Annotated in this window: 17 protein-coding genes; 3 read left to right on the top strand and 14 right to left on the bottom strand. The window is 64.5% G+C overall.

Translation table 11 applies throughout. The features are described from left to right. Window positions 1–31: 31 nt before the first annotated feature. From ACU8HS_RS06840 to osmF, 6 genes are read right to left on the bottom strand one after another with little or no spacing between them, the layout of a single operon-like run. Window positions 32–2506 carry a glycoside hydrolase family 2 protein gene (locus ACU8HS_RS06840; protein ID WP_447015649.1) on the bottom strand — a complete coding sequence of 825 codons (2475 nt, stop codon included), beginning with the start codon at window positions 2504–2506 and terminating at the stop codon, window positions 32–34. 15 nt (window positions 2507–2521) lie between these two features. Further along, window positions 2522–2917, bottom strand: coding sequence for a VOC family protein (locus ACU8HS_RS06835; protein WP_113500332.1), 396 nt, complete (start codon window positions 2915–2917; stop codon window positions 2522–2524). Window positions 2918–2961: 44 nt separating this feature from the next. Next, on the bottom strand, window positions 2962–3711 hold the full coding sequence (locus ACU8HS_RS06830; RefSeq protein ID WP_447015648.1) for an ABC transporter permease: 750 nt from the start codon (window positions 3709–3711) through the stop codon (window positions 2962–2964). Continuing rightward, window positions 3708–4652 carry an ABC transporter ATP-binding protein gene (locus ACU8HS_RS06825; protein WP_112705865.1) on the bottom strand — a complete coding sequence of 315 codons (945 nt, stop codon included), beginning with the start codon at window positions 4650–4652 and terminating at the stop codon, window positions 3708–3710. Before ACU8HS_RS06825 ends, ACU8HS_RS06830 begins: the two co-directional genes overlap by 4 nt. Then, window positions 4649–5815 carry an ABC transporter permease gene (locus ACU8HS_RS06820; RefSeq protein WP_112753871.1) on the bottom strand — a complete coding sequence of 389 codons (1167 nt, stop codon included), beginning with the start codon at window positions 5813–5815 and terminating at the stop codon, window positions 4649–4651. Before ACU8HS_RS06820 ends, ACU8HS_RS06825 begins: the two co-directional genes overlap by 4 nt. 56 nt (window positions 5816–5871) lie before the next feature. Beyond that, window positions 5872–6780 (bottom strand): glycine betaine ABC transporter substrate-binding protein OsmF, encoded by a 909-nt coding sequence (gene osmF, locus ACU8HS_RS06815; protein WP_112565536.1) that lies wholly within the window; start codon window positions 6778–6780, stop codon window positions 5872–5874. A 434-nt stretch (window positions 6781–7214) separates the two neighbouring features. On the opposite strand from osmF, the gene ACU8HS_RS06810 reads away from it, so the two are divergent. Further along, a complete protein-coding gene (locus tag ACU8HS_RS06810) occupies window positions 7215–8429 on the top strand; it encodes a LysR family transcriptional regulator (RefSeq protein WP_447015647.1) in 1215 nt (404 codons plus the stop codon). Between the two features lie 29 nt (window positions 8430–8458). Next, on the top strand, window positions 8459–9181 hold the full coding sequence (locus ACU8HS_RS06805; protein WP_447015646.1) for a copper homeostasis protein CutC: 723 nt from the start codon (window positions 8459–8461) through the stop codon (window positions 9179–9181). Here ACU8HS_RS06805 and ACU8HS_RS06800 read toward each other — a convergent pair. The 7 genes from ACU8HS_RS06800 to ACU8HS_RS06770 all read right to left on the bottom strand — a co-directional run bounded on the left by ACU8HS_RS06800 (window position 9178) and on the right by ACU8HS_RS06770 (window position 17144). Next, on the bottom strand, window positions 9178–10197 hold the full coding sequence (locus tag ACU8HS_RS06800) for a zinc-binding alcohol dehydrogenase family protein (RefSeq protein ID WP_447015645.1): 1020 nt from the start codon (window positions 10195–10197) through the stop codon (window positions 9178–9180). The two genes, ACU8HS_RS06805 and ACU8HS_RS06800, sit on opposite strands and share 4 nt — an antisense overlap. A 65-nt stretch (window positions 10198–10262) precedes the next feature. After that, window positions 10263–11237 (bottom strand): ABC transporter permease, encoded by a 975-nt coding sequence (locus ACU8HS_RS06795; RefSeq protein WP_112565549.1) that lies wholly within the window; start codon window positions 11235–11237, stop codon window positions 10263–10265. A gap of 27 nt (window positions 11238–11264) precedes the next feature. Continuing rightward, the gene (locus ACU8HS_RS06790; RefSeq protein WP_447015644.1) at window positions 11265–12818 is read right to left on the bottom strand and encodes a sugar ABC transporter ATP-binding protein; all 1554 of its coding nucleotides are present in this window, start codon (window positions 12816–12818) and stop codon (window positions 11265–11267) included. A gap of 105 nt (window positions 12819–12923) precedes the next feature. Next, entirely contained in the window at window positions 12924–13913 is a 990-nt protein-coding gene (locus tag ACU8HS_RS06785) for an ABC transporter substrate-binding protein (protein ID WP_112565554.1), read from the bottom strand. 212 nt (window positions 13914–14125) lie between these two features. After that, the gene (locus ACU8HS_RS06780; RefSeq protein ID WP_447015643.1) at window positions 14126–14572 is read right to left on the bottom strand and encodes an RbsD/FucU family protein; all 447 of its coding nucleotides are present in this window, start codon (window positions 14570–14572) and stop codon (window positions 14126–14128) included. Between the two features lie 9 nt (window positions 14573–14581). Beyond that, window positions 14582–15601: an aldo/keto reductase gene (locus ACU8HS_RS06775; RefSeq protein WP_112565559.1), complete on the bottom strand. Its 1020-nt coding sequence runs from the start codon at window positions 15599–15601 to the stop codon at window positions 14582–14584. 40 nt (window positions 15602–15641) lie between these two features. Then, window positions 15642–17144 carry a UxaA family hydrolase gene (locus ACU8HS_RS06770; RefSeq protein WP_112565562.1) on the bottom strand — a complete coding sequence of 501 codons (1503 nt, stop codon included), beginning with the start codon at window positions 17142–17144 and terminating at the stop codon, window positions 15642–15644. A gap of 250 nt (window positions 17145–17394) precedes the next feature. Between ACU8HS_RS06770 and ACU8HS_RS06765 the strand changes: the two genes are divergently transcribed. Further along, window positions 17395–18294: a GntR family transcriptional regulator gene (locus ACU8HS_RS06765; RefSeq protein WP_112565565.1), complete on the top strand. Its 900-nt coding sequence runs from the start codon at window positions 17395–17397 to the stop codon at window positions 18292–18294. A gap of 182 nt (window positions 18295–18476) precedes the next feature. Here ACU8HS_RS06765 and ACU8HS_RS06760 read toward each other — a convergent pair whose 3' ends face one another. Continuing rightward, window positions 18477–19970, bottom strand: a complete 1494-nt coding sequence (locus ACU8HS_RS06760; RefSeq protein ID WP_112565568.1) for an MDR family MFS transporter — start codon at window positions 19968–19970, stop codon at window positions 18477–18479. Between the last annotated feature and the right edge of the window lie 219 nt (window positions 19971–20189).

The raw sequence follows: 20189 nt of genomic DNA, 5'->3' as shown, positions 1-20189 counted from the left end.
TCCGCCAGAGGCCCCGCCAGAGCGGGGCCTTTCAGTTTCTGCCGGCGAGATCGTTGGCGCAGCGCAGGACCGTTCCGACCACGATATCCTCGGCCGAAAGCTGCTTCTCCGTCGTCACGCGGAAAACATGGCTTTCGCCCGGCAGCAGCGTCACCAGCATGGAATCCACCACCGCCGCAGGGTCCAGCCGGTCCGCCATCAGGCAGAGATCCTTGAGGAAACTCTTTGCGCTGACGGTCACGTCATAGCCGCCGGCCGATTTCGCCAGCGAAATGTCGAGCGACGGGGCGGGAAGCTTCAGCTCGATATCCTCGACGAAATAATGAAAGGCGCGCTTGTCGAGCATCTGCACGACGACGACCTCTTCATTCGCCACGCCGGCCGTCGCGATATCCTCCGGCAGCGGGAATTCCTTCGCCTCGAACCGGTCGCAGAGCAGCCGCCAGAATTCGAATTCCGAAAGCACCGTGCCGTCGAGCCGCATCCGCCTGCCGCTGATCTTCGAGCGCCAGAACAGCGTCTGCTCGTTGACCGCCACCGCCGCAAGCCCGTCGCCGCGCGGCTGGATCGTCAGCAGGCGCGGGTGGAAGGCCTGCTGCATCGCATACCAGAGCGGCTTGCGCCGGCCGGCGGAATCGAGCGCGGCCCAGGAGGTAACAGGCCAGCAATCGTTGAACTGCCAGACGACGGCGCCCTTGCAGATGGCGCGGTGCGAGCGCATGTGCTCGACGGCGAAGCGGATGGCGCGGGCCTGGTTGAGCTGGGTGGCGAAATGCCAGTCGTCCATCGTCCGCGGCACGGGCAGGTGGCCGGCAAGCCCCTTGATCAGCTTGTCGTTGCCCTGCGTCGCCTTCTGGTGATGGAAGACGCCGCGCGATTCCGGCGTCAGCGGTTCGTCATGCACGCTTTCCTGCAGCGTCGCCCAAGCCGGCGGCGCCTGCCAGCCGAATTCGGAGCAGAAGCGCGGGATGTAGTTGCGGTAGACCTCATAGCCGACCTCGTTCCACACGTCCCAGATATGTTTGCAGCCGTGCCGGTCGTCGTTCGGCTCGATCTGCATCGAGCCGGAATAGGGGCTGCCGGGATAATAGGGCCGGTCGGGATCGAGCTCGGCGCAGAGCTTCGGCAGCACATCGAGATAATAGCCGAGCCCCCAGCTGACGCCCGCCTTGATGATCGGCCGCCAGCCCCATTCGTCGAAGCCCCAGATATTCTCGTTATTGCCGTTCCAGATGATGAGCGACGGGTGCGGCATCAGCCTGATGACATTGTCGCGCACCTCGGCGACGATCTCGCTGCGCAGCGGCTCCTCTTCCGGATAGGCGGCGCAGGCAAAGAGGAAATCCTGCCAGACGAGCATGCCGGCCCGGTCGCAGGTCTCGTAGAATTCGTCGCGCTCGAAAATGCCGCCGCCCCAGACGCGCAGCAGGTTGATATTGGCAGCCTTCGCCTCGTCGATCCGCGCCGCATAACGCTCCGCCGTCACCCGCGAGGGGAAACAGTCGTCCGGGATCCAGTTGGCGCCGCAGGCGAAGATCGGCACGTCGTTGATGACGAAGGTGAAGGCCGAGCCATGCTCGTCCGGCGAAGTATCGAGCCGCAGCGAGCGGAAGCCGATCTCTCTCGCATAGCGGTCGAGAACATCGCCGCTCTCGTCCTCCAGCCGGATCTCCAGCGGATAAAGCGGCTGGGCGCCGAGATGATGCGGCCACCAGAGCTGCGGCGAGGGCACGCGGACCTCGAACGAAACCTCTTCCGCATCCGCGTCGACCGTGACCGTGCGCCTCACGCCGCCGATCTCGGCCGTGATTCTTGCCGGTACGGCCTCGCCATGTCTTGCCAGCCGCGCCTGCACCCTGACGAGCCCGTCGCCGCCGGCAAGTGTCGCCGAAACACGGGTCTCGGCCAGCCGCGCCCGGTCCCAGCTTTCCAGCCGCACCGGCTTCCACAGCCCCGCCGTCACCAGCGTCGGACCCCAGTCCCAGCCGAAATTGCAGGCCATCTTGCGCATCAGGTTGCCCGGCCCCGGATAGTTGTTGGGCCGGTAGCCATAATGTTTTTCCATCTCCGCACCGTAGGCATAGGCAGAGTGGAAGGTGACGCTGAGCTCGTTTGCGCCTGCCCGCAGCAGCGCCGAGACATCGAAGCGGTAGGTGCGGTGCATGTTGAAGCTGCGGCCGATCTCCTCGCCGTTCAGGCGGATCGTGGCGATCGTGTCGATCCCGTCGAAGACCAGTTCCTGCATTTTGCCGGCATCGGGGCCAGCATCGGGGAGGGCATCTGGCCCGGCCTCGAAATCCAGCCGGTAGACCCATTCCGTCTTGCCGATCCAGTCATTGGTGATCTCGTTGATATCGAGATAGGGATCGGGGATCAGCCGGTTCGCCAGCAGGTCCAGATGCACGCAGCCGGGCACCGTTGCCGGAATGGAAGCCGGCAGGTTGTCTCTTCCTGTATCGTTACAGGCAAGCGTCCAGCCGTTGTGAAGGTCTCTCCTCCCAATCATCTCAACCTCTTGTGTTTATTGGAAACGACCGTGGCGCTGCAGCACTTCGATCTTGTAACCGTCGGGATCGGTGATGAAGAAGAACAGCCCGAAGAGTTTGCCGTCGCGGTTGAGTTCCACGAGCTTGCCGGGGTTGAGGCCGAGATCGGTCAGCCTCTTGTGCTCGACATGCACTTCCTGAACGGAAACGGCCAGATGCCCGTAGGCGTCGCCGAGATTGTAGGGCTCGGTCCGGCCCTTGTTGACCGTCAGTTCCAGCTCGAAACCGGTCTCCTCGTTGCTCATGTAGATCAGCGTGAAGGTCTCGAAATCCACCCGGTCGGCAACCTTGAGCCCGAACACCTTGCCGTAGAAATCGACCGAGCGCGCCTCGTCCAGCACGCGGATCATGGAATGGATCATCTTGGCCAAGGCGGTCTCCCGTTGTTTCTCCCGCTGCCTTGGTAGCCGCCCTCTCAAGCCGGACGCAAGCCCATTCTGCGCGTGATCGCGCCTTCGAGCATGCCGACGACATCGTAGATCAGCACCGCCATCAGGCCGACGATCAGCCCGCCCTGCAGGATGAAGGCGGTATTGTCGGAAATCAGGCCGGCAATAATGACCTCGCCGAGACCCTTTGCCGCAACCGTGGAGCCGATCGTCGCCGTGCCGATATTGATGACGGTCGCCACCTTCAGCCCTTCGAGGATCAGCGGCAATGCCAGCGGCAGTTCCACCTGGAAGAGGCGTTGCCTGCCGTTCATGCCCATGCCGTCGGCCGCGTCCAGCACCTGCGGCGATACCTGTTTCAGGCCCGCGACCGTATTTTCGAAGATCGGCAGCAGCCCGTAGAGGAAGAGCGCGATCAGCGTCGGTGCGGCGCCGAAACCGGTGGCGGGAACGGCAAGCGCCAGCACCGCGACCGGCGGAAAGGTCTGCCCGGCATTGGCAATGGCGCGCGACAGCGGCAGGAAGTCCGCCCCGCTCGGCCGGGTGACGAAGATGCCGCCGAGCACGGCAAGCACCGCGCTGCCGACGATCGAAATGAAGACCAGTTCCAGATGGCCGAGCGCCAGCGACGCCAGGCTGTTCTGCGTATAGACCGGCGGGGCGTTGTTGTTGGTCAGCGGCACCAGCATGAAGGAGAGCCACTCGGTCCTGAAGATCAGGACGAGCAGCGCCGTGAGCGCCAGCGCGCGAAACAGGTTGGCGAGCAGAAACTTCATGCCTTGCGGCCCAGTTCGATCAGCCGCTCCATCGAGATCGAGCCGACCGGCGCCTTGTCGGCATCCTGCACGGCCGCCTCCTCCACACCCTGCCAGATCATTTCGGCAAGCGCGTCGCGCAGGCTGAGCGACTGCGCCAGCGCATAGGGCAGGCCCGGCTTGGCGGGCTGCATACTGTCCTTCAGCGGCGTCAGCGACATCAGTTTCAGCGCCCGGTCGGATGTACCGGTCAATTGCTGTACGAAGGGATCGGCCGGCTCCGTCAGGATTTTTTCCGGCGTCGAGCACTGCAACAGCTTGCCGCCGCTCATCACCGCGATCTGGTTGCCGAGATGGAAAGCCTCGTCCATGTCGTGCGTGACGAGGATGACGGTGGTGCCGAACTGTTTCTGGATCGCCAGGAGGTCGTCCTGCGCCTTGCCGCGGATGACGGGATCGAGCGCGCCGAAAGGCTCGTCCATCAAAAGCAGTTCCGGTTCGGCCGCCAGCGCCCGGGCGACGCCGACGCGCTGCTGCTGGCCGCCCGAAAGCTGGTGCGGATATTTCTCCGCGAAAGTCGCCGGGTCGAGGTTGAAGAGGCCGAGCAGTTCCGTCACGCGTCTGTCGGTCCGGGCTGCGTCCCAGCCGAGCAGCTGCGGCACGGTGGCGATATTCTGCGCCACCGTGCGGTGCGGAAAGAGGCCGTGGCCCTGGATGGCATAGCCGATCTTGCGGCGAAGCTCCGTCGCCGGCACGTCCATGATGTCCTGCCCGTTGACGAAGATCTGCCCCTCGGTGATCGGCACCAGCCGGTTGATCATCCGCATCAGCGTCGATTTGCCCGAACCCGACGTGCCGACGATGACGGTGATCGAGCCCTTCTCGACGCGCATCGAGACATTGTCGACGACGGTGGCCGGGCCGTAGCGCTTGGTGACGTTCCTGATCTCGATCATGCTCATGCGGCTGGTCCCTGGATGCTTTCGATGACCGCATCGAGGATGACGGCCGAGGAGAAGGCGAAGAAAACGGTCGGCACGGCGCCGAGAAGCACGAGGTCCATGGCCGTCTGGCCGAGCCCCTGGAAGATGAAGATGCCGAAGCCGCCGCCGCCGATCAGCGCGGCGATCGTCACCATGCCGATCGCCTGCACCAGCACGATGCGGATGCCGGTGAGGATGACCGGGAAGGCGAGCGGCAGGTCGATGCCGGTCAGCACCTGCCGGCGTGTCAGCCCCATGCCGGCCGCCGCATCGCGCACCGAAGGATCGACGCCCTCAAGCCCGACGACGGTGTTGGCGACGATCGGCAGCAGCGAATAGAGCACGAGCGCAATCAGCGCCGGCGCCGTGCCGATGCCGCGAATGCCGATATCGGCAGCCAGCGGCACGTTCGCGGCGAGATAGCCGAGCGGCAGCATCAATATGCCGAAGAGCGCCAGACTCGGAATGGTCTGGATCAGGCTCAGCGTCTGCAGCACGACGGCGCGCAGCTTCGGCACCCAGAAACACAGGATGCCGAGCGGCAGGCCGAGAACGATGGCGATGGCAAGCGAGCCGAAGGCCAGCAACAGATGCGACGCCGCCTCGGTCCAGAACTGCGCCGAGCGGGTGGAAAATTCCCGCAGGATCGACAGGCTGTCGAGCAGGCCGGAGGAAAGGCAGAGGCCGAGCAGGCCCGTATAGGCCGCGAGCACGCCAACCCGCATCCACGGCGTCAGCCGGATCTTCACCAGCGCGTCCGATATGATGAGGCCGATGACGCCGAACAGAACCCAGAAACTGCCGCCGGGCGTCATGCGCGCCACGGTGCTGCCGGCGGGTGTCGCGGCGGTCGCCGTGAGCCCGATGGCCGCAATCAGCGCGGCAAGGCTGAGCGTGCCGAGCGCGAGCCGGACGAGGGCGCTGCGCAGGAAGAGCGTTGCCAGCGCCGTGACGGCCAGAAGGACCAGCAGGATGAGAACGGAAGGCTGCGGAAGAAGCTGCGTCAGCAGCATCGGCTTGCCGGCGGCGATACGGTTTGCCTTGACATAGATGAAGGGCAGAAGCGCCGTTGCCGCAATCCCGCCTGCCACCAGTACCACGCCGAGCCGGTCCAGCCTGCGGACCGCTAAGGTTTCTTCCATCGATCCAACCCTGTGGGAGAAAGCCCCGCCCGTGAAGCGGGCGGGGGATCAGGTCCTTACTTCAGGAAGCCCTTTTCCTTGAGATAGGCTTCGGCAACCGATTTCGCCGGCTCGCCGTCCACCTGGATCTTGGCGTTGAGCTTGCGCAGCTCGTCCGCCGTCAGGCTCTGGAAGATCGGCGCCAGGATTTCCTGGATTTTCGGGTTTGCCTGCAGCACCGCCTCGCGGATGATCGGCGTCGGCGCATAGACCTGCTGCACGCTCTTGTCGTCTTCGAGAACCGTCAGTTCGGCCGCTTCGATGGCGCCGTCCGTGCCGTAGACCATGGCGGTGTTGACGCCGTTGGTCTGGTCGGCCGCAGCCTTGATCGTGGCCGCCGTATCGCCGCCCGACAGCACGACTTCCTGATCCGGCTTCAGCGTGAAGCCGTAGGTCGTCTGGAAGGCGGGCAGGGCGCCGGCGGAATTGACGAATTCGGCCGAGGCCGCAAGCTTGGCGGCACCGCCGCCCGAAACCCACTTGCCGAAATCGGACATGGTTTTCAGCTTGTTCGGGCCGGCAACGTCGTTGCGCACCGCAAGCGCCCAGGTGTTGTTGGCGGGCGAGGGCGTCAGCCAGACGATCTTGTTGGCGTCATAGTCCAGCTTCTTGGCCATCTCGTAGCCCTGGTCGAGGTTCTTCCAGGCGGCGTCGTCGGCCTTGTTGAAGAAGAAGCCGGCATTGCCGGTATATTCCGGATAGATGTCGATTTCGCCTGCGGTGATCGCCTTGCGCACGACGGGTGTGGCGCCGAGCGCGATCCGGTCCTGCGTCTTGATGCCGTTGGCTTCGAGCGCGAGCGCGATGACATTGCCGAGCAGCGTGCCTTCGGTATCGATCTTCGACGAAACGACGACGTCCGCGGCGTGCGCGGCGCCGGCCGCAAAGGCGGCAAGCGAGGCGGCAAGTGCGAGTTTCTTAAGCATGATTATCCCCTTGGTTGAACACCGATAAACGTCGCGAAAGCCCCGGACGCGAAGCCTGCGCGCATGAAAACATGGCCGGCAGGTCGGCGTCGGGCCATCATGCCGGAAATACGTGCGTCATGGAAATAGTGTGCGTACCCGAAAATTCGATGCCCGAAAATCGAAGCAGCCCCCTCCAGTATTCGCTGTCGCGGCGCGATTATGGCTGTGGATGCAGACCGTTGCGCGGAATTGCATTCCCTTTTCCAAGGCCGGCGCGATTTGTTTTTGTCCCCTTGCGTGTTTCCACGGTGTTCCGGTTGCTTATTCTCGGTTCTTTCGCCGTCCGGATTTCTTGGTTGACCGGACGATAGCCTGCACCCGCGCGGGCAGGGATATCTTTTTTCGCGAACACGTCATATCCTGCGCCTTTTCAATCCTTTCCGGAGAAAGACTTGCATCTCGGCGCCCTCTTCATCGCAAGCCATGTCCTCTCTTCCGGCTCCATGCGCCAGACGGCGCGCCGCTTCGACATCTCCGTCTCGACCGTATCGGCGGCAATCGACAACCTGGAGACGGAGCTTGCCCTGAAACTCGTCGAGCGCTCCTCCGGCGAACTGGTCGTCCTGCTGGCCGGCGGCAGGGTGGAGGAAGGGCTGGCACCGATCCTGGCTGCGATGCAACAGCTCGCTAGCAGGCTTGGCTATCATGAAGCGGAGGCTTACGGACGATGGGCCGCGCGCATCCCCGTCAAGCTGGTGACGATGGAGCGCTATCTGGAAGTCGCCGACCAGGGCAGCATCAACAGAGCCGCCCGCCGCCTGCGCCTCGGTCAGCCGCAGCTTTCGCTGCAGATCGCCAATCTTGAGAAATTCCTGCGCCACCGCCTCTTCGAGCGCCAGGCACAGGGCTCGGCGCTGACGGAGGAGGGCCGCTTCGCCTACACGGTCTTTTCGACCATCAGCCTTGCCTGGAACGAGCTGAAATCCGCCGCCGACGAGCGCTACCAGCGCACCGCCCGCTCGCTGCGCATCGGCGCCATCATCCCGACAGGCTCGGAAAGCTGGGTGGCGCGCTGCCTCGGCAGCCTTGTCGCCGAATGGAATACCGGCCGCAACAAGAACGCCTTGTCGCTGGTCTCCATGACCGCCGACGACCTGCGCGAGGCGCTGAAGTCCGGCCGCATCGACGTCGCCATCCTCGATTCCGTCTTCGGCCTGGAAAGCTTCCGCCACCGCGAATTGCTGCGCACCGACATGGTGGCGATCGCCCCGCCCGGCAGCACGGAAGAGACCGCCGCCGATCTGATCGCCGGCCATCCGATCTGCACGCCGAGCCCGCGCACCGGCATCGGCCATGCCGCCATGGCCTTCGGTTACGACCGCACCCTGCACCGCCGCTTCCGCGACCGCGACATTACCGCGGCGGATTCGCTGCCCGTCATCGTCGATCTCGTCGCCAATCACGGTTACGTCTCCTTCCTCGGCCGCGTCAGCGCCATGCCGCTCGCCGACCGGGTGCGCATCGTCGAACTCACGGAACCGATGCCCATGTCCTACCACGTCGCCTTCAACCATCGGAAAGCCGCCGCTGACGCTTGCGACCTGCTGATCGCGACCGTTGCGAAAATTGTCCCGGCCCCTGTCGCGCAAAGCTCCGCCTTCGCTTAAACAGGCGGAGAAACGGGAAGGATTCGGACATGACGGTTTTGCTGGAAGTATGCGTCGACAACGCCCAGGGCCTTGCGGCGGCAATCGAGGGCGGTGCCGGCCGTATCGAGCTTTGCTCGGCGCTGGAGCTTGGCGGGCTGACCCCGCTGCCCGGCCTGATGCGGATCGCGGCTGCAGCGCCGATCCCCGTCTATGCGATGATCCGCCCCCATGCCGGCCCCTTCATCTTCGACGCGACGGACGAGAAGGCGATGCTGGCCGATATCGATGCGGTGCGCGCGGCCGGTCTCGCCGGCGTCGTCATCGGCGCCAACCGGCCGGATGGTGCGCTCGACATGCCGCTGATGCGCCGTCTCAAGGCCCATGCCGCCGGCCTCGGCTCGACCCTGCACCGCGCCTTCGATCTGGTGCCGGACCCGGATGCCGCGCTGGAACAGGCGGTCGAACTCGGCTGCGAGCGCATCCTGACCTCCGGCTGCGTGCCGAAGGCGATCGGCGGGCTGGAAACGCTGAAGCGCATCTCCGCCAAGGCCGCCGGCCGCATCTCCATCATGCCCGGCAGCGGCGTGCGCCCCGCCAATGCCGCCGAAATCCTGCGCGCAACAGGCGCGCGCGAGATCCACGGCTCCTGCAGTTCGCCCGTCGCCAGCGCCGACCCGCGCGCCGTCGCCTTCGGCTTCGACGTGCCGACTGCGAACCGCACCGATGTCGCAGTCGTCAGGCAGATGCGGGCGGCAATCGACAAGCTTTAGCCGGCAACCCTGATTACGGCCTTGATGAGGCCGCTCTTCTCATGCGCCCAGCGGGCGAGATCGCGCGGCGCGTCGGCAAGCGTGGTGCGATGGGTAATCAGCTGATCGACCGGCACGAGGCCCCTGGCGATCGAATCCGCCACATGCTCGAAATCGGCCCGCGTCGCGTTGCGGCTGCCGATCACCATCATTTCGCGCTTGTGGAATTCCGGATCGGAAAAGCGGATATCGTCCTTCACGACGCTGACCAGCACCAGCGCGCCGCCATGGGCGACATAGAGGAAGGCCTTTTCCATCGAGGGGCCGTAGCCGGTCGCGTCGAAGACGGCATCGAAACCGTCGCCGTCCGTCTTCGCCTTCACCGCCTCTGGAGTGCCCTCGTTGGCGATGATGCCGGAGGTGAAGCCGAAGCGCGCCGAGGCCATTTCCAGCCGCTCCGCACTGGTGTCGAGCAGCGTCACCTCATGGCCGGCAATGCGCGAGAAGATCGCAGCACCGAGCCCGATCGGCCCTGCGCCGATCACGAGCGAGCGTGACCCGGCAGGCGCCATCGAGCGGCGCACGGCATGCGCCCCGATCGCCAGGAACTCCACGGTCGCTGCGGCTTCGAGGCTGAGGCCCCTGGCGGCGTACAGATTGCCGGCCGGCACCGCGATTTCCTCGCAGAAGGCGCCGTCCGTATGCACGCCGAGAACCTTGATATTGGTGCAGCAATTGGCCTTGCCCTGCCGGCAGGCGACACAGGTGCCGCAGGAAAGGTAGGGATTGACGATGACGGGCGTGCCGGCAGCCAGCGCCACGCCCTCGCCGGCCTCCAGCACGGTCGCCGAGATCTCGTGGCCCATGACGCGCGGATATTCGAGGAAAGGATGCTTGCCCTCGAAGATATGGTAGTCCGTGCCGCAGATGCCGACATGGCTGACGGCAAGCCGCACCCAGCCGGGCGCCGGTTTTTCGGGGGAGGGGCGCTCGACGAGATCGAGGACGCCGGGTTGGCGGCAAAGCACTGCTTTCATGATGGGTCTCGCATGGCTGAAATGAAGAAAGCCGGCCTCGGGCCGGCTTCGTTGTCGCGTCTGCCTCAGCCCGTCCGGCGCCGGCGCAGCTGGTCGAAATAGACGATCACGATGATCAGCAGGCCGGTGATGATGCGCTGCCAGAAGGAATTGACGTTCATCAGGTTGGCGCCGTTGTTGATGGTCGCCAGGATGAAGGCGCCGATCAGCGGCCCGTGCACGGAGCCGACCGCGCCGAAGAGCGAGGTGCCGCCGATGACCGAAGAGGCGATCGCCTGCAGTTCCCAGCCGTCGGCCTGCGTGGCGTTGCCGATGGCGATACGCGAGGCAAGCAGCACGCCGACGAAGGCCGCAAACGAGGCCGACAGGATATAGGCGAGATAGATCATGCCCTTGACGTTGACGCCGGAAAGGCGCGCCGCCTCCGCGTTCGAGCCGACCGCGAAGAGGTAGCGGCCCCAGCGGCTCAGATGCAGGAAGACGAAGGAGGGGATCGCCACCAGGATGACCATCCAGAACAGGCTGGGAATGCCGAGAAAATCGGCGCGGGCGAAATTGCTGAAGCTCTCGTCGGTGATGCTGATCGTCGAGCCGTTGGTAATCAGGAGGCCGATGCCGCGCAGCGAGGTCAGCGTCGCCAGCGTGATGATGAAGGGCGGCAGGCCCATATGCACGATGCCGAAGCCGTGGAAGGCGCCGATCGCGACGCCGATGGCAAGCGTCAGCGCGATCGCCGCCCAGAGCGGCACGCCCGCCTGCAACAGCCAGGCGATGATGACGGTGCAGAAGCCGACGATGGCGCCGACAGAAAGGTCGATGCCGGCGGTGATGATCACGAAGGTCTGGCCGAGCGCCAGGATCGCCGTCATCGCCCCCTGGCGCAGCAGGTTGGAAATGTTGAGCGGCGTCCAGAAGCTGGCCGTCGACAGGCCGAGCAGGACCCAGAGGAAGACCAGCAGGCCGATCAGCGTCAGGCCGAACAGGATGTTCATTTTCCGGCGCGGCGGCGGCGCGACGATTTCGGTGGGGGTGACAGTCATGAGTTTTCTCCCTCTTATTCTTCTGGCTCAGACGCCGATCGCTTCGCTGAGCACTTCTTCATGCGTCGCCGCGTGGAAATCGTGGCTTGCGACCAGCCTGCCGCCACGGAAGACATGCAGCCGGTCGGCCAGTTCGTAGACCTCCGGCAGGTAGGAGGAGATGAGGATGATGCCTGCCCCCTCCTTCAGAAGCTTGGCGAACAGCCGGTAGATTTCCGCCTTGGTGCCGACGTCGACGCCGACGGTCGGCTCGTCGAAGATGAAAAGCCGCGCCCCGTGGGAGAGCCACTTGCCGATGACGATCTTCTGCTGGTTGCCGCCCGACATGCTGGAGGCGGCAACGCGCCGGCTCGGCGTCTTGATGCTGAGATCGCGGATCTGCTTGTCGGCATTGCCCGATTCGCGCGTGTGGTTGATGACCGGGCCGTGGCTCAGCCGGCCGAACACCGGCAGGTTGATGTTGAGGCCGATCGGCAGGTTGAGGCAGAGCCCCTGGTCGCGCCGGCTTTCGGGCGCCAGCGCAATGCCGAGTTCCATCGCGGTGCGTTCGTTCCTGATGTCGACGCGCTTGCCCATCCAGTGGATTTCGCCCGCACTTGTCGGCTGGCGCCCGTAGAGCCCGAGCGCGAATTCGCTGCGCCCGGCGCCGATCAGCCCATAGAGCCCGACGATCTGCCCTGCCTTGACGGTGAGCGACACGTCCTCGAAGCCGGGGCCGGAAAGGCCGCGCACGTCGAGGATCGTCTCGCCGGGCGCAATCTCTTCCTTGTGGTAGATCTGCTCGATCGAGCGGTTGATCATCAGCGCGATCAGCTCGGCCTCGTTGGTCTCGCCGATCAGCCGCGTGCCGACATGCGTGCCGTCGCGCAGGACCGAGACGCGGTCGGCCAGCTCGAACACTTCTTCCATGCGGTGGCTGATATAGACGATGGTGACGCCTTCGCCCTGCAGGCGGCGGATCAGCTTGAAGAGCTGCGCCGATTCCTGGCGCGTCAGATAGGCCGTCGGCTCGTCGAAGATCAGGAATTGCGTGCCGCGCATGGCCGCGCGCGCGGTGGCCACAAGCTGCTGCTGGCCGATCGTCAGCGAACTCAGGAGCGCGCCGGCCGGCAGGCCGAAGCCGAGATCGTCGAGCACGGCCTGCGCCATCTTCTCCATCTGCTTGCGGCGCATCAGCCCGTAGCGGTTGGCCTCGTCGCCGAGGAAGAGGTTGGCGGCAACCGTCAGGTGCCGGCACAGCACAACCTCCTGGTGCACGGCGTTGATGCCGCGGGCGATCGCCTCGTTCGGCGTCGACAGGCCCACCGGGTGGCCGCACCACAGGACCTCGCCGGCCGTGCGGGTGATGACGCCGGTGAGCAATTTGATGAGGGTGGATTTGCCGGCGCCGTTTTCGCCGACGATGGCGTGGATTTCGCCGGCAAGGAAGGTCATCGTCGCCGGTTTCAGCGCCTGCACGTGACCGTAGTTCTTCTGCAGGCCTTTCAGTTCGAGGATGGGCGATCCGGCCGCAATTCGATTGGCTTCTTTCAGCGTGGCGCTGTCATCGTGGCGATGACTGACCTCTTCCAGTCCGACCATGGACCTCTCCTCCTCTTGTCACGTCCGTTCCATCCCCGGCAAACCATACCATCGGATGGAAAAGGCCGCGCCGGTTTTTGCAGCCGGCGCGGCCCGTCTGTCGCCTTACTTGATCTTCGGGTTCAGAAGCGCGTCGATCTTCGGATCGGCCATGTTCGCCTTGGTGACGAGGTTGGCGCCGGTATCGACGTTTTCGGCCACCTTCTCGCCCTTGGAGACGGCAAGCGCGGTCTTCACGCCGTCATAACCCATGCGGTAGGGGTCCTGGACGACGAGGCCGGCAATGGCGCCGTCCTTGAGGAAGCCGACGGTCTTGTCGTCGCTGTCGAAGCCGATGACCTTGATCTTGTCACCGAGCTTGTTTTCGGCGATCGCCTGGCCCACGCCCTGCGCCATGATGAGGTTGGAGGCGAAGACGCCGACGAGGTTCGGGTTGGCCGTGATCAGGTCGGTCATCATGTTGAGGCCGGTCGTGGCCTGGCCGTCGCCATACTTGTCGGCGATGACCTTCAGGCCCGGATGCTTGGTCTTGATCTGGTCAAGGAAGCCTTCGCGGCGCTGCTCCAGCGAGCCGACGCCCGGCAGGTTGGTGAGAAGCACGACGTCGCCTTCTTCCTTGCCCGTCATCTCCTTGATGGCGGCGGCAAGGCCGTCAGCGGCGATGCGCCCGCCCTGGACGTTGTCGGTCGTCAGGAACGACTTGAACGACTTGGAATCGGCAGCCGAGTCGATGCCGATGATCGGAACGGACTTGGCGGCCTCGTCGATCGGCTTGCCGAGCGCCTTGAACTCGGTCGGCGAGATGACGATGGCGGCAGGCTTGCCGGCAACGGCGTTCTCGAGAATGCTGATCTGGCCGTTGATGTCGGATTCTGCCTGTGCGCCGAGTTCCGGCACGTTGACGCCGAGATCCTTGCCGGCCTTGCGCGCGCCGGCCAGAACGATCTGCCAGTAGAAGGACGTCGTGTCCTTGACGATGATCGGGATCGTCACGTCGGCGGCAAAGGACGCGGCCGGCATCGCCGTCGCAATGACGGCAGCGCCTGCAAGCGCCGTAAAGGCACGGCGCGACAGAAGGGATTTCACGATGCTCATAAAGGTTCTCCTCTCAGGGTGCGTTCTCCTCCAATGAAACCGGACCGCTGAACGCAGGCGGACGATTTTTATCGATAAAAAACATTTGCGTTGAGAAGCTAGCCGAGGCGCAAACAAATTGCAAGTGCGCTGATTTCGCCTTCGCGGCCTGCTAAATTTCTTCCCAAGTAATTGTTTTTATTTCAAATATATAAAGACCTGAAATAAGGTCCTCAGTCGAACTGCACCTCGTGCGGATGCACGACGCCCTTCTTCAAAATCAGGTTGCCGTACAGCCGGAACTCCGTCGTCGCGACGATATAGGCGGCCTTGCGGGCCATCTCGTAAAAGGCGAACCGTTCGACGGAGGCGATGGAAAAATCGCCGGCGCGGCGGGTGACGACCGCCTGGAATTCGGCGCAGACCTCCGGCACCGCCTTCGGGTCGCCCACCACTTCCATGCGCCATGCCGATTGCGGCACGAACGTATCGAGCGGCATGTGGGTGAGGATCGCCTCGGCCATGGCGGTGGCGCTCACGCCATCGGCGCGGATGACGTCAGGCCCCATGCTGCTTGCCGGGAAATTGGCGTCGGCAATGACGATATCGTCGCCGTGCCCCATGCTTTTGAGCGCATGGAGCAGGTCGGGGCCGAGAAGCGGGTGAATACCTTTCAGCATGGCGGTTCCTCAGACGCGGACGGCTTCTTCGCCGAGCGGGGCGGCGGTGAGCGTGTAGGGTTCGAATTCGGGATAGAGGCCGGCCGGCAGCTGCGGCTCGAAATTCTCCATGTTGCGCGCAAGGCTGGCGGGCTTCGCCGTGCCGATCAGCACCGAGGAGACGACCGGGTCGCGCAGCGGAAACTGCAGGGCAGGGGCGGCAAGCGGCAGGCCGTGGCGCCTGGCCACCTCTTCCATCGCGCCCACCTTGGCAAGCACGTCCTCGCTCGCCGGCATATAGTCGAAATGCGAGCCCGGCACCGGCCCGGTTGCCAGGATGCCGGAATTGAACACGCCGCCGACGACGAGCGAGGTGCCCTTTTGCCGGCAGAGCGGAATGAGTTCGGCAACGGCCGAGCGGTCGAGCAGCGTATAGCGGCCGGCAAGCAGGATCGTGTCGATATCGGCGTTGCGCATCACGTCCAGGCAGACCGGAACCTCGTTGACGCCGAGGCCGAAAGCCTTGATCGCGCCCGAGGATTTCAGCTGTTCCAGCGCCTTGACGCCGCTGTCGAGGAAGTTCTTCAGATGCACGGCGTTTTGGGCCGCGCCATGCGTATAGGCGCCGATATCGTGCACGAACAGGATATCGATGCGGTTCAGCCCGAGACGCGCATAGGAAAAATCGACCGAGCGCATGATGCCGTCATAGGAATAGTCGTAATCGGCATCGAAGGAGAGCGGCTCGACATAGCTGTAATCGGGAACCGTGCCCGTCGGCACCGGGCGCAGCAGGCGGCCGACCTTGGTGGAGAGCACATAGTCGTTCTCCGGCTTGTCGCGCAGGAAATCGCCGACCCGCCGTTCGCCGAGCCCGAGCCCGTACCAGGGCGCCACGTCGAAATAGCGGATGCCGTGGTTCCAGGCCGCCTCCAGCGTTTCCATCGCCTGCTCGCGCGGGCAGGCGCGGTAAAGGCCGCCAAGCGCTGCGGCGCCGAAGCTGATTTCGGTCACTTCGAGCGCCGTCCTGCCGATCCTCCTCGTCTTCATCATTCCTCCTCGTGAAGACCTGAAATCCGTTCAATATTATCTAGAGCGTGGCGCCGAGATGCCACGGCACAAATTCGTTATCGCCGTAGCCGAAAATTTCACTTTTCGTTTTCTTGCCGGAGGCGGTGTCGACGATCAGGTCGAAGATCTCGCGGCCCTTGGCGCTGATCGTCGCGTCGCCGGTGACGATCGTGCCGCAATCGATATCCATGTCCTCTTCCATCGAGGCATAGAGGGCCGAATTGCTGGCGAGCTTCAGCGACGGCGCCGGGCGACAGCCGAAGCAGGAGCCGCGGCCGGTGGTGAAGGCGATCATGTTCGCCCCGCCGGCAACCTGGCCGGTGGCCGAGACCGGGTCGTAGCCGGGCGTATCCATGAAGACGAGGCCGGGGGCGGTCACGCGCTCGGCATAACCGTAGACCGCCGTCAGCGGCGAGCGGCCGCCCTTGGCAACGGCGCCGAGCGACTTTTCGAGAATGGTCGTCAGCCCCCCGCGCTTGTTGCCCGGCGACGGGTTGTTGTCGAGCGAGGCGCCGTGCAGGGCGACGTAATCCTCCCACCAGGCGATCTTCTCGTCGAGCTTCCTGGCGACCTCTTCGCTGACGGCGCGGCTGCGCAGCAGGTGTTCGGCGCCGTAGATCTCGGAAGTTTCCGAAAGGATCGCCGTGCCGCCGGCAGCGGCCAGCAGGTCGGCCGCGACACCCAGCGCCGGATTGGCGGTAATGCCCGAAAAACCGTCCGAGCCGCCGCATTGCAACCCGATGATGATCTCGCTGATCGACATCGGCACGCGCTTTTCCCGGCCGACATCGGCGGCGATCTCGCGCAGCACGCCCATGGCGCGCTCGACCGCCCGGCGCGAACCGCCGGCGTCCTGGATGTTGAAATGCCGCTTGGAGGCGCCGGCCCCGCTCTGGCCGTACAGCGTCAGCTGGTTGACCTCGCAGCCAAGCCCGATCATCAGCACGCCGCCGAAATTCACATGCCGCGTATAACCGGCAAGGGTCCGGTGCAGCACGTTCATGCCGTCGCCGGTCGAGCTCATGCCGCAGCCCTGGTCGTGCACGATCGGCACGAAACCGTCGATCCCGTCATAATGCGGCAGGATGGTGCGGTTGGCCTCGTCGGCAATCGCCCGGCAGACCGTGGTGGAACAGTTCACGCTGGCGATGATGCCGATATAGTTGCGCGTGGCCGCCCGCCCGTCGGCGCGGCGATAACCCATGAAGGTGCGCGCCTTGTCTGCCGCGCTCGCCTCTTCCGGGGCGGAATTGGCCGATGCCGCCAGACGGTCGTTTTCGAAATGCAAGTTGTGGCTGTGAACATGGTCGCCGGCCTTCACGTCGGCCGTCGTGCGGCCGATCGCCTGGCCGTATTTGACGACCGGCGTGCCGAGCGGGATATCGGTAATGGCGACCTTGTGGCCGGCGTCGATCTTCTGCCGCACCGTCACGCCGGCAACGGGCGATCCCTCGGCGATCGGGGCCGTCGCGACCGCGACATTGTCTCCGGCCGACAGGATGATCCAGTTCTGTCTGTCCAATCTCTTCTCCCATGGCAACGCCGGCCGCATCGCTGCCCGTTGCCTCGACAAATGCGCATTGATTTTGTTTTTTATCTACAATAAACATTTTCAAGTCAACGGGAATATTGATCCTGTGGACGAGGGAGGCAAACAGCCGCAGGCGAGCGAAAATAAGATAAAACTCGCTTGAAGAGGCTTCTGGTCCGGCTATGCCCGTTCCTGTGGCGGGTATCATCGCCGTGTCGCTCGGGCGGAAAGCGGGGGTCTGATGGCAAGGCAGAATACGGTCTTCAAGGAAGCCTATAACCGGTATGCGGCGGCATTGCGCATGGATACCGCGCTGCCCTCCGAGCCGGAGATCGCCGCCCAGCTCGGCGTCAGCCGCAGCACGGCGCGCGCCATCCTCACCCGCCTCAGCGACGAGGGCATCATCCGCTGGAACAAGCGCCAGAAGATCGTCCTCCGCCAGCCGACCGACCGCGATCTCTTCCCCTCCGAAGAGACCGACAGCCTGCACGACATCATCGAGCGCAGCTTCATGCAGCGCATCCTCTCCGACGAAGCCGCCCCCGGCATGCAGATCAACGAGCTGGAGCTCGCCCGCGAGATCGGCACCGGCACGACCAGCGTGCGCGAATTCCTCATCCGCTTCTCCCGCTTCGGCCTGATCGAAAAACGCCCGAACAGCCATTGGACGCTGAAGGGTTTTACCCGCGAATTCGCGCTGGAACTGGCCGACGTGCGCGAAATGTTCGAGCTGCACTCGGCCGCCGAATTCGGCAAGCTGCCGGCCGACCATCAGGCCTGGGCCGATCTGGCGGCCATCAGGGAGGAGCATGTCTCGGTGCTCTCGGACATCAACAACCGCTTCAAGGAATTCTCCGCCCTCGACGAGCGCTTCCACCTTCTGATCCACCGCGCCTCGAAGAACCGCTTCATCGCCGATTTCTACGACGCCATCGCCATCATCTTCCACTATCACTACCAGTGGAACAAGGCCGCCGCCCGCGAACGCAATGAGCGCGCCATCCACGAACATCTCGATTATATCGCCGCCCTCGAAGCCCGCGACCAGGCAAGGATCGAGGCCGCCTGCCGCATCCACCTCCGCTCGGCCCGCCAGACCCTGCTGCAGTCGATCCCGCAGAGTGCCGCCGAAAGCGCCTGAGCGCAGACGTCGGCTTCAAAAAAGATGATCGCGAAGGGTGTGCCGCTGCACCGTTTGCAACGGGATGAGACGCTTCGATGGGGCGGGACGTTGCCGCACCCCCCTTCGCCCCATCGGGGAGAAGGTGCCCGAAGGGCGGATGCGGGGGCCACACGGCACCACGCCAGCCGATCAGCCTGTCTCTAATGCGAGGCCGCCTCGCTCGCCGCGCCCCCCGTACCGCCCGCCTTCACGCCGCGCCCGACCGGAATGAGCCAGGTCGTTGCAAAGGTCAGCACCGCCACCACCACGACACCCCAGAAGCTCCAGTGCAGCGCCGCGTCGAAAATACCGCGCACCGCCGGATCGCCGGCAAGCTCCGAAAGCCCGGTCGGCTCGTTCAGCACCCTGTGCAGCCCGTCGGCCGCCTCACCCGTCGCGTAATGGTCGATCCCGGCATTGAGGACGGCGCCGAGCACGGTGGCGCCCAGTGTGTTGCCGAGGCTGCGGGCAAAGATGATCGAGGCCGTGGCACTGCCGCGCATCGACCATTCCACGCTGTCCTGCACCAGCGCGATGCTGGTGAGGTTGATGAGCCCCATGCCGAAGCCCATGAAGAAGGAGCCGGCGCCGGCAACGGCCGGGTGGCTCTCCGGCGTCAGGAACAGCAGGAAAAAGGCGCCGAAGGGAAACAGGAAACTGCCGACCCGCAGCGTGTTCCGGATGCCGAAGGCCTTGAAGAACCGGCTCGACAGCATCACCGACAGCGGCCAGCCGACCACCAGCATGGTAAGCGTGAAACCGGCAACGACAGGCGAGCGGCCGAGCACGCCCTGCACATAGATCGGCAGGATGGTCGAAAGGCCGATCAGCGCCATGCCGGCCAGCAGCATGCAGGCATTGCTGGTGGCGACAAGCCGCCGGCTCCACAGCGCGATGGAAATGATCGGCTCCGGCGTGCGCCTTTCCTGCAGCACGAAGAGGATGCCGGTGACGACGAAGACGGCTGCCAGCGAGAGGAGAACCCAGGCCGGCGCGTCCGTCTCCGTCAGGATCGTCAGGAGCGCCACGATGGAAACCGAAAACAGGATGGCGCCGAGATAGTCGATCTTCGCTTGCCTGTGCGCCACGTCCTCCTTGAGGAAGATCAGGAAGGCGATGATCGAGAAGATGCCGATCGGCAGGTTGATCCAGAAGATCCAGGCCCAGGAGATCGTATCGACGATGATGCCGCCGGCAAGCGGCCCGACGACGGCCGACGTCGCCCAGACGGTCGCCATCACGCCCTGCACCTTGCCGCGCTCCTCCAGCTTGAAGAGGTCGCCGATGATCGTCATCGTCACCGGCTGGATCGCGCCGGCGCCGAGCCCCTGTATGAGCCGGAAGACGATGAGCGCGGCCATCGACCAGGCAAGCCCGCAGAAGAGCGAGCCGGCAAGGAAGACGAGGATGCCGCCGATCAGCACCGGCTTGCGGCCGAAAATATCCGAAAGCTTGCCGTAGATGACGGTCGTCGTCGACTGCGCCAGCAGGAAGGCGGAAAACACCCAGCTGTAATAGGTGAATCCGCCGAGCTGGCCGACGATGCGCGGCATGGCGGTCGCCACGATGGTCGCCTCGATCGCCACCATGAAGGTCGCGAGCATGATCGTGGCGACGACGAGCGTGCGGTTGGAGTGCTGGGCGGTGGCGGACATGGCGGACCTTTCGGAGCTTTCTCCGTGACGGGAAAACTGCTCTCGGTGGCGGGGCAGGTGCAACGTGTGATACCGGCAGTCTTTTATGCTCCTGCCGGTAGCAGGTAAAGCGCAAGTGATGCGCTTTTCTTCGGCCGCAGCGGTTTATACTGCTTCCGGCCCCGGCAAATTTCCAATACAAAGCAGTCTGCAAAGGACGTTGCGGCGGGCTCAGCCGCA

The sequence above is a fragment of the Rhizobium sp. KDH_Rht_773_N genome (assembly GCF_052946295.1).
The sequence above is the reverse complement of the archived record's forward strand: the minus strand, read 5'-3'. Positions and strand labels throughout refer to the sequence as shown.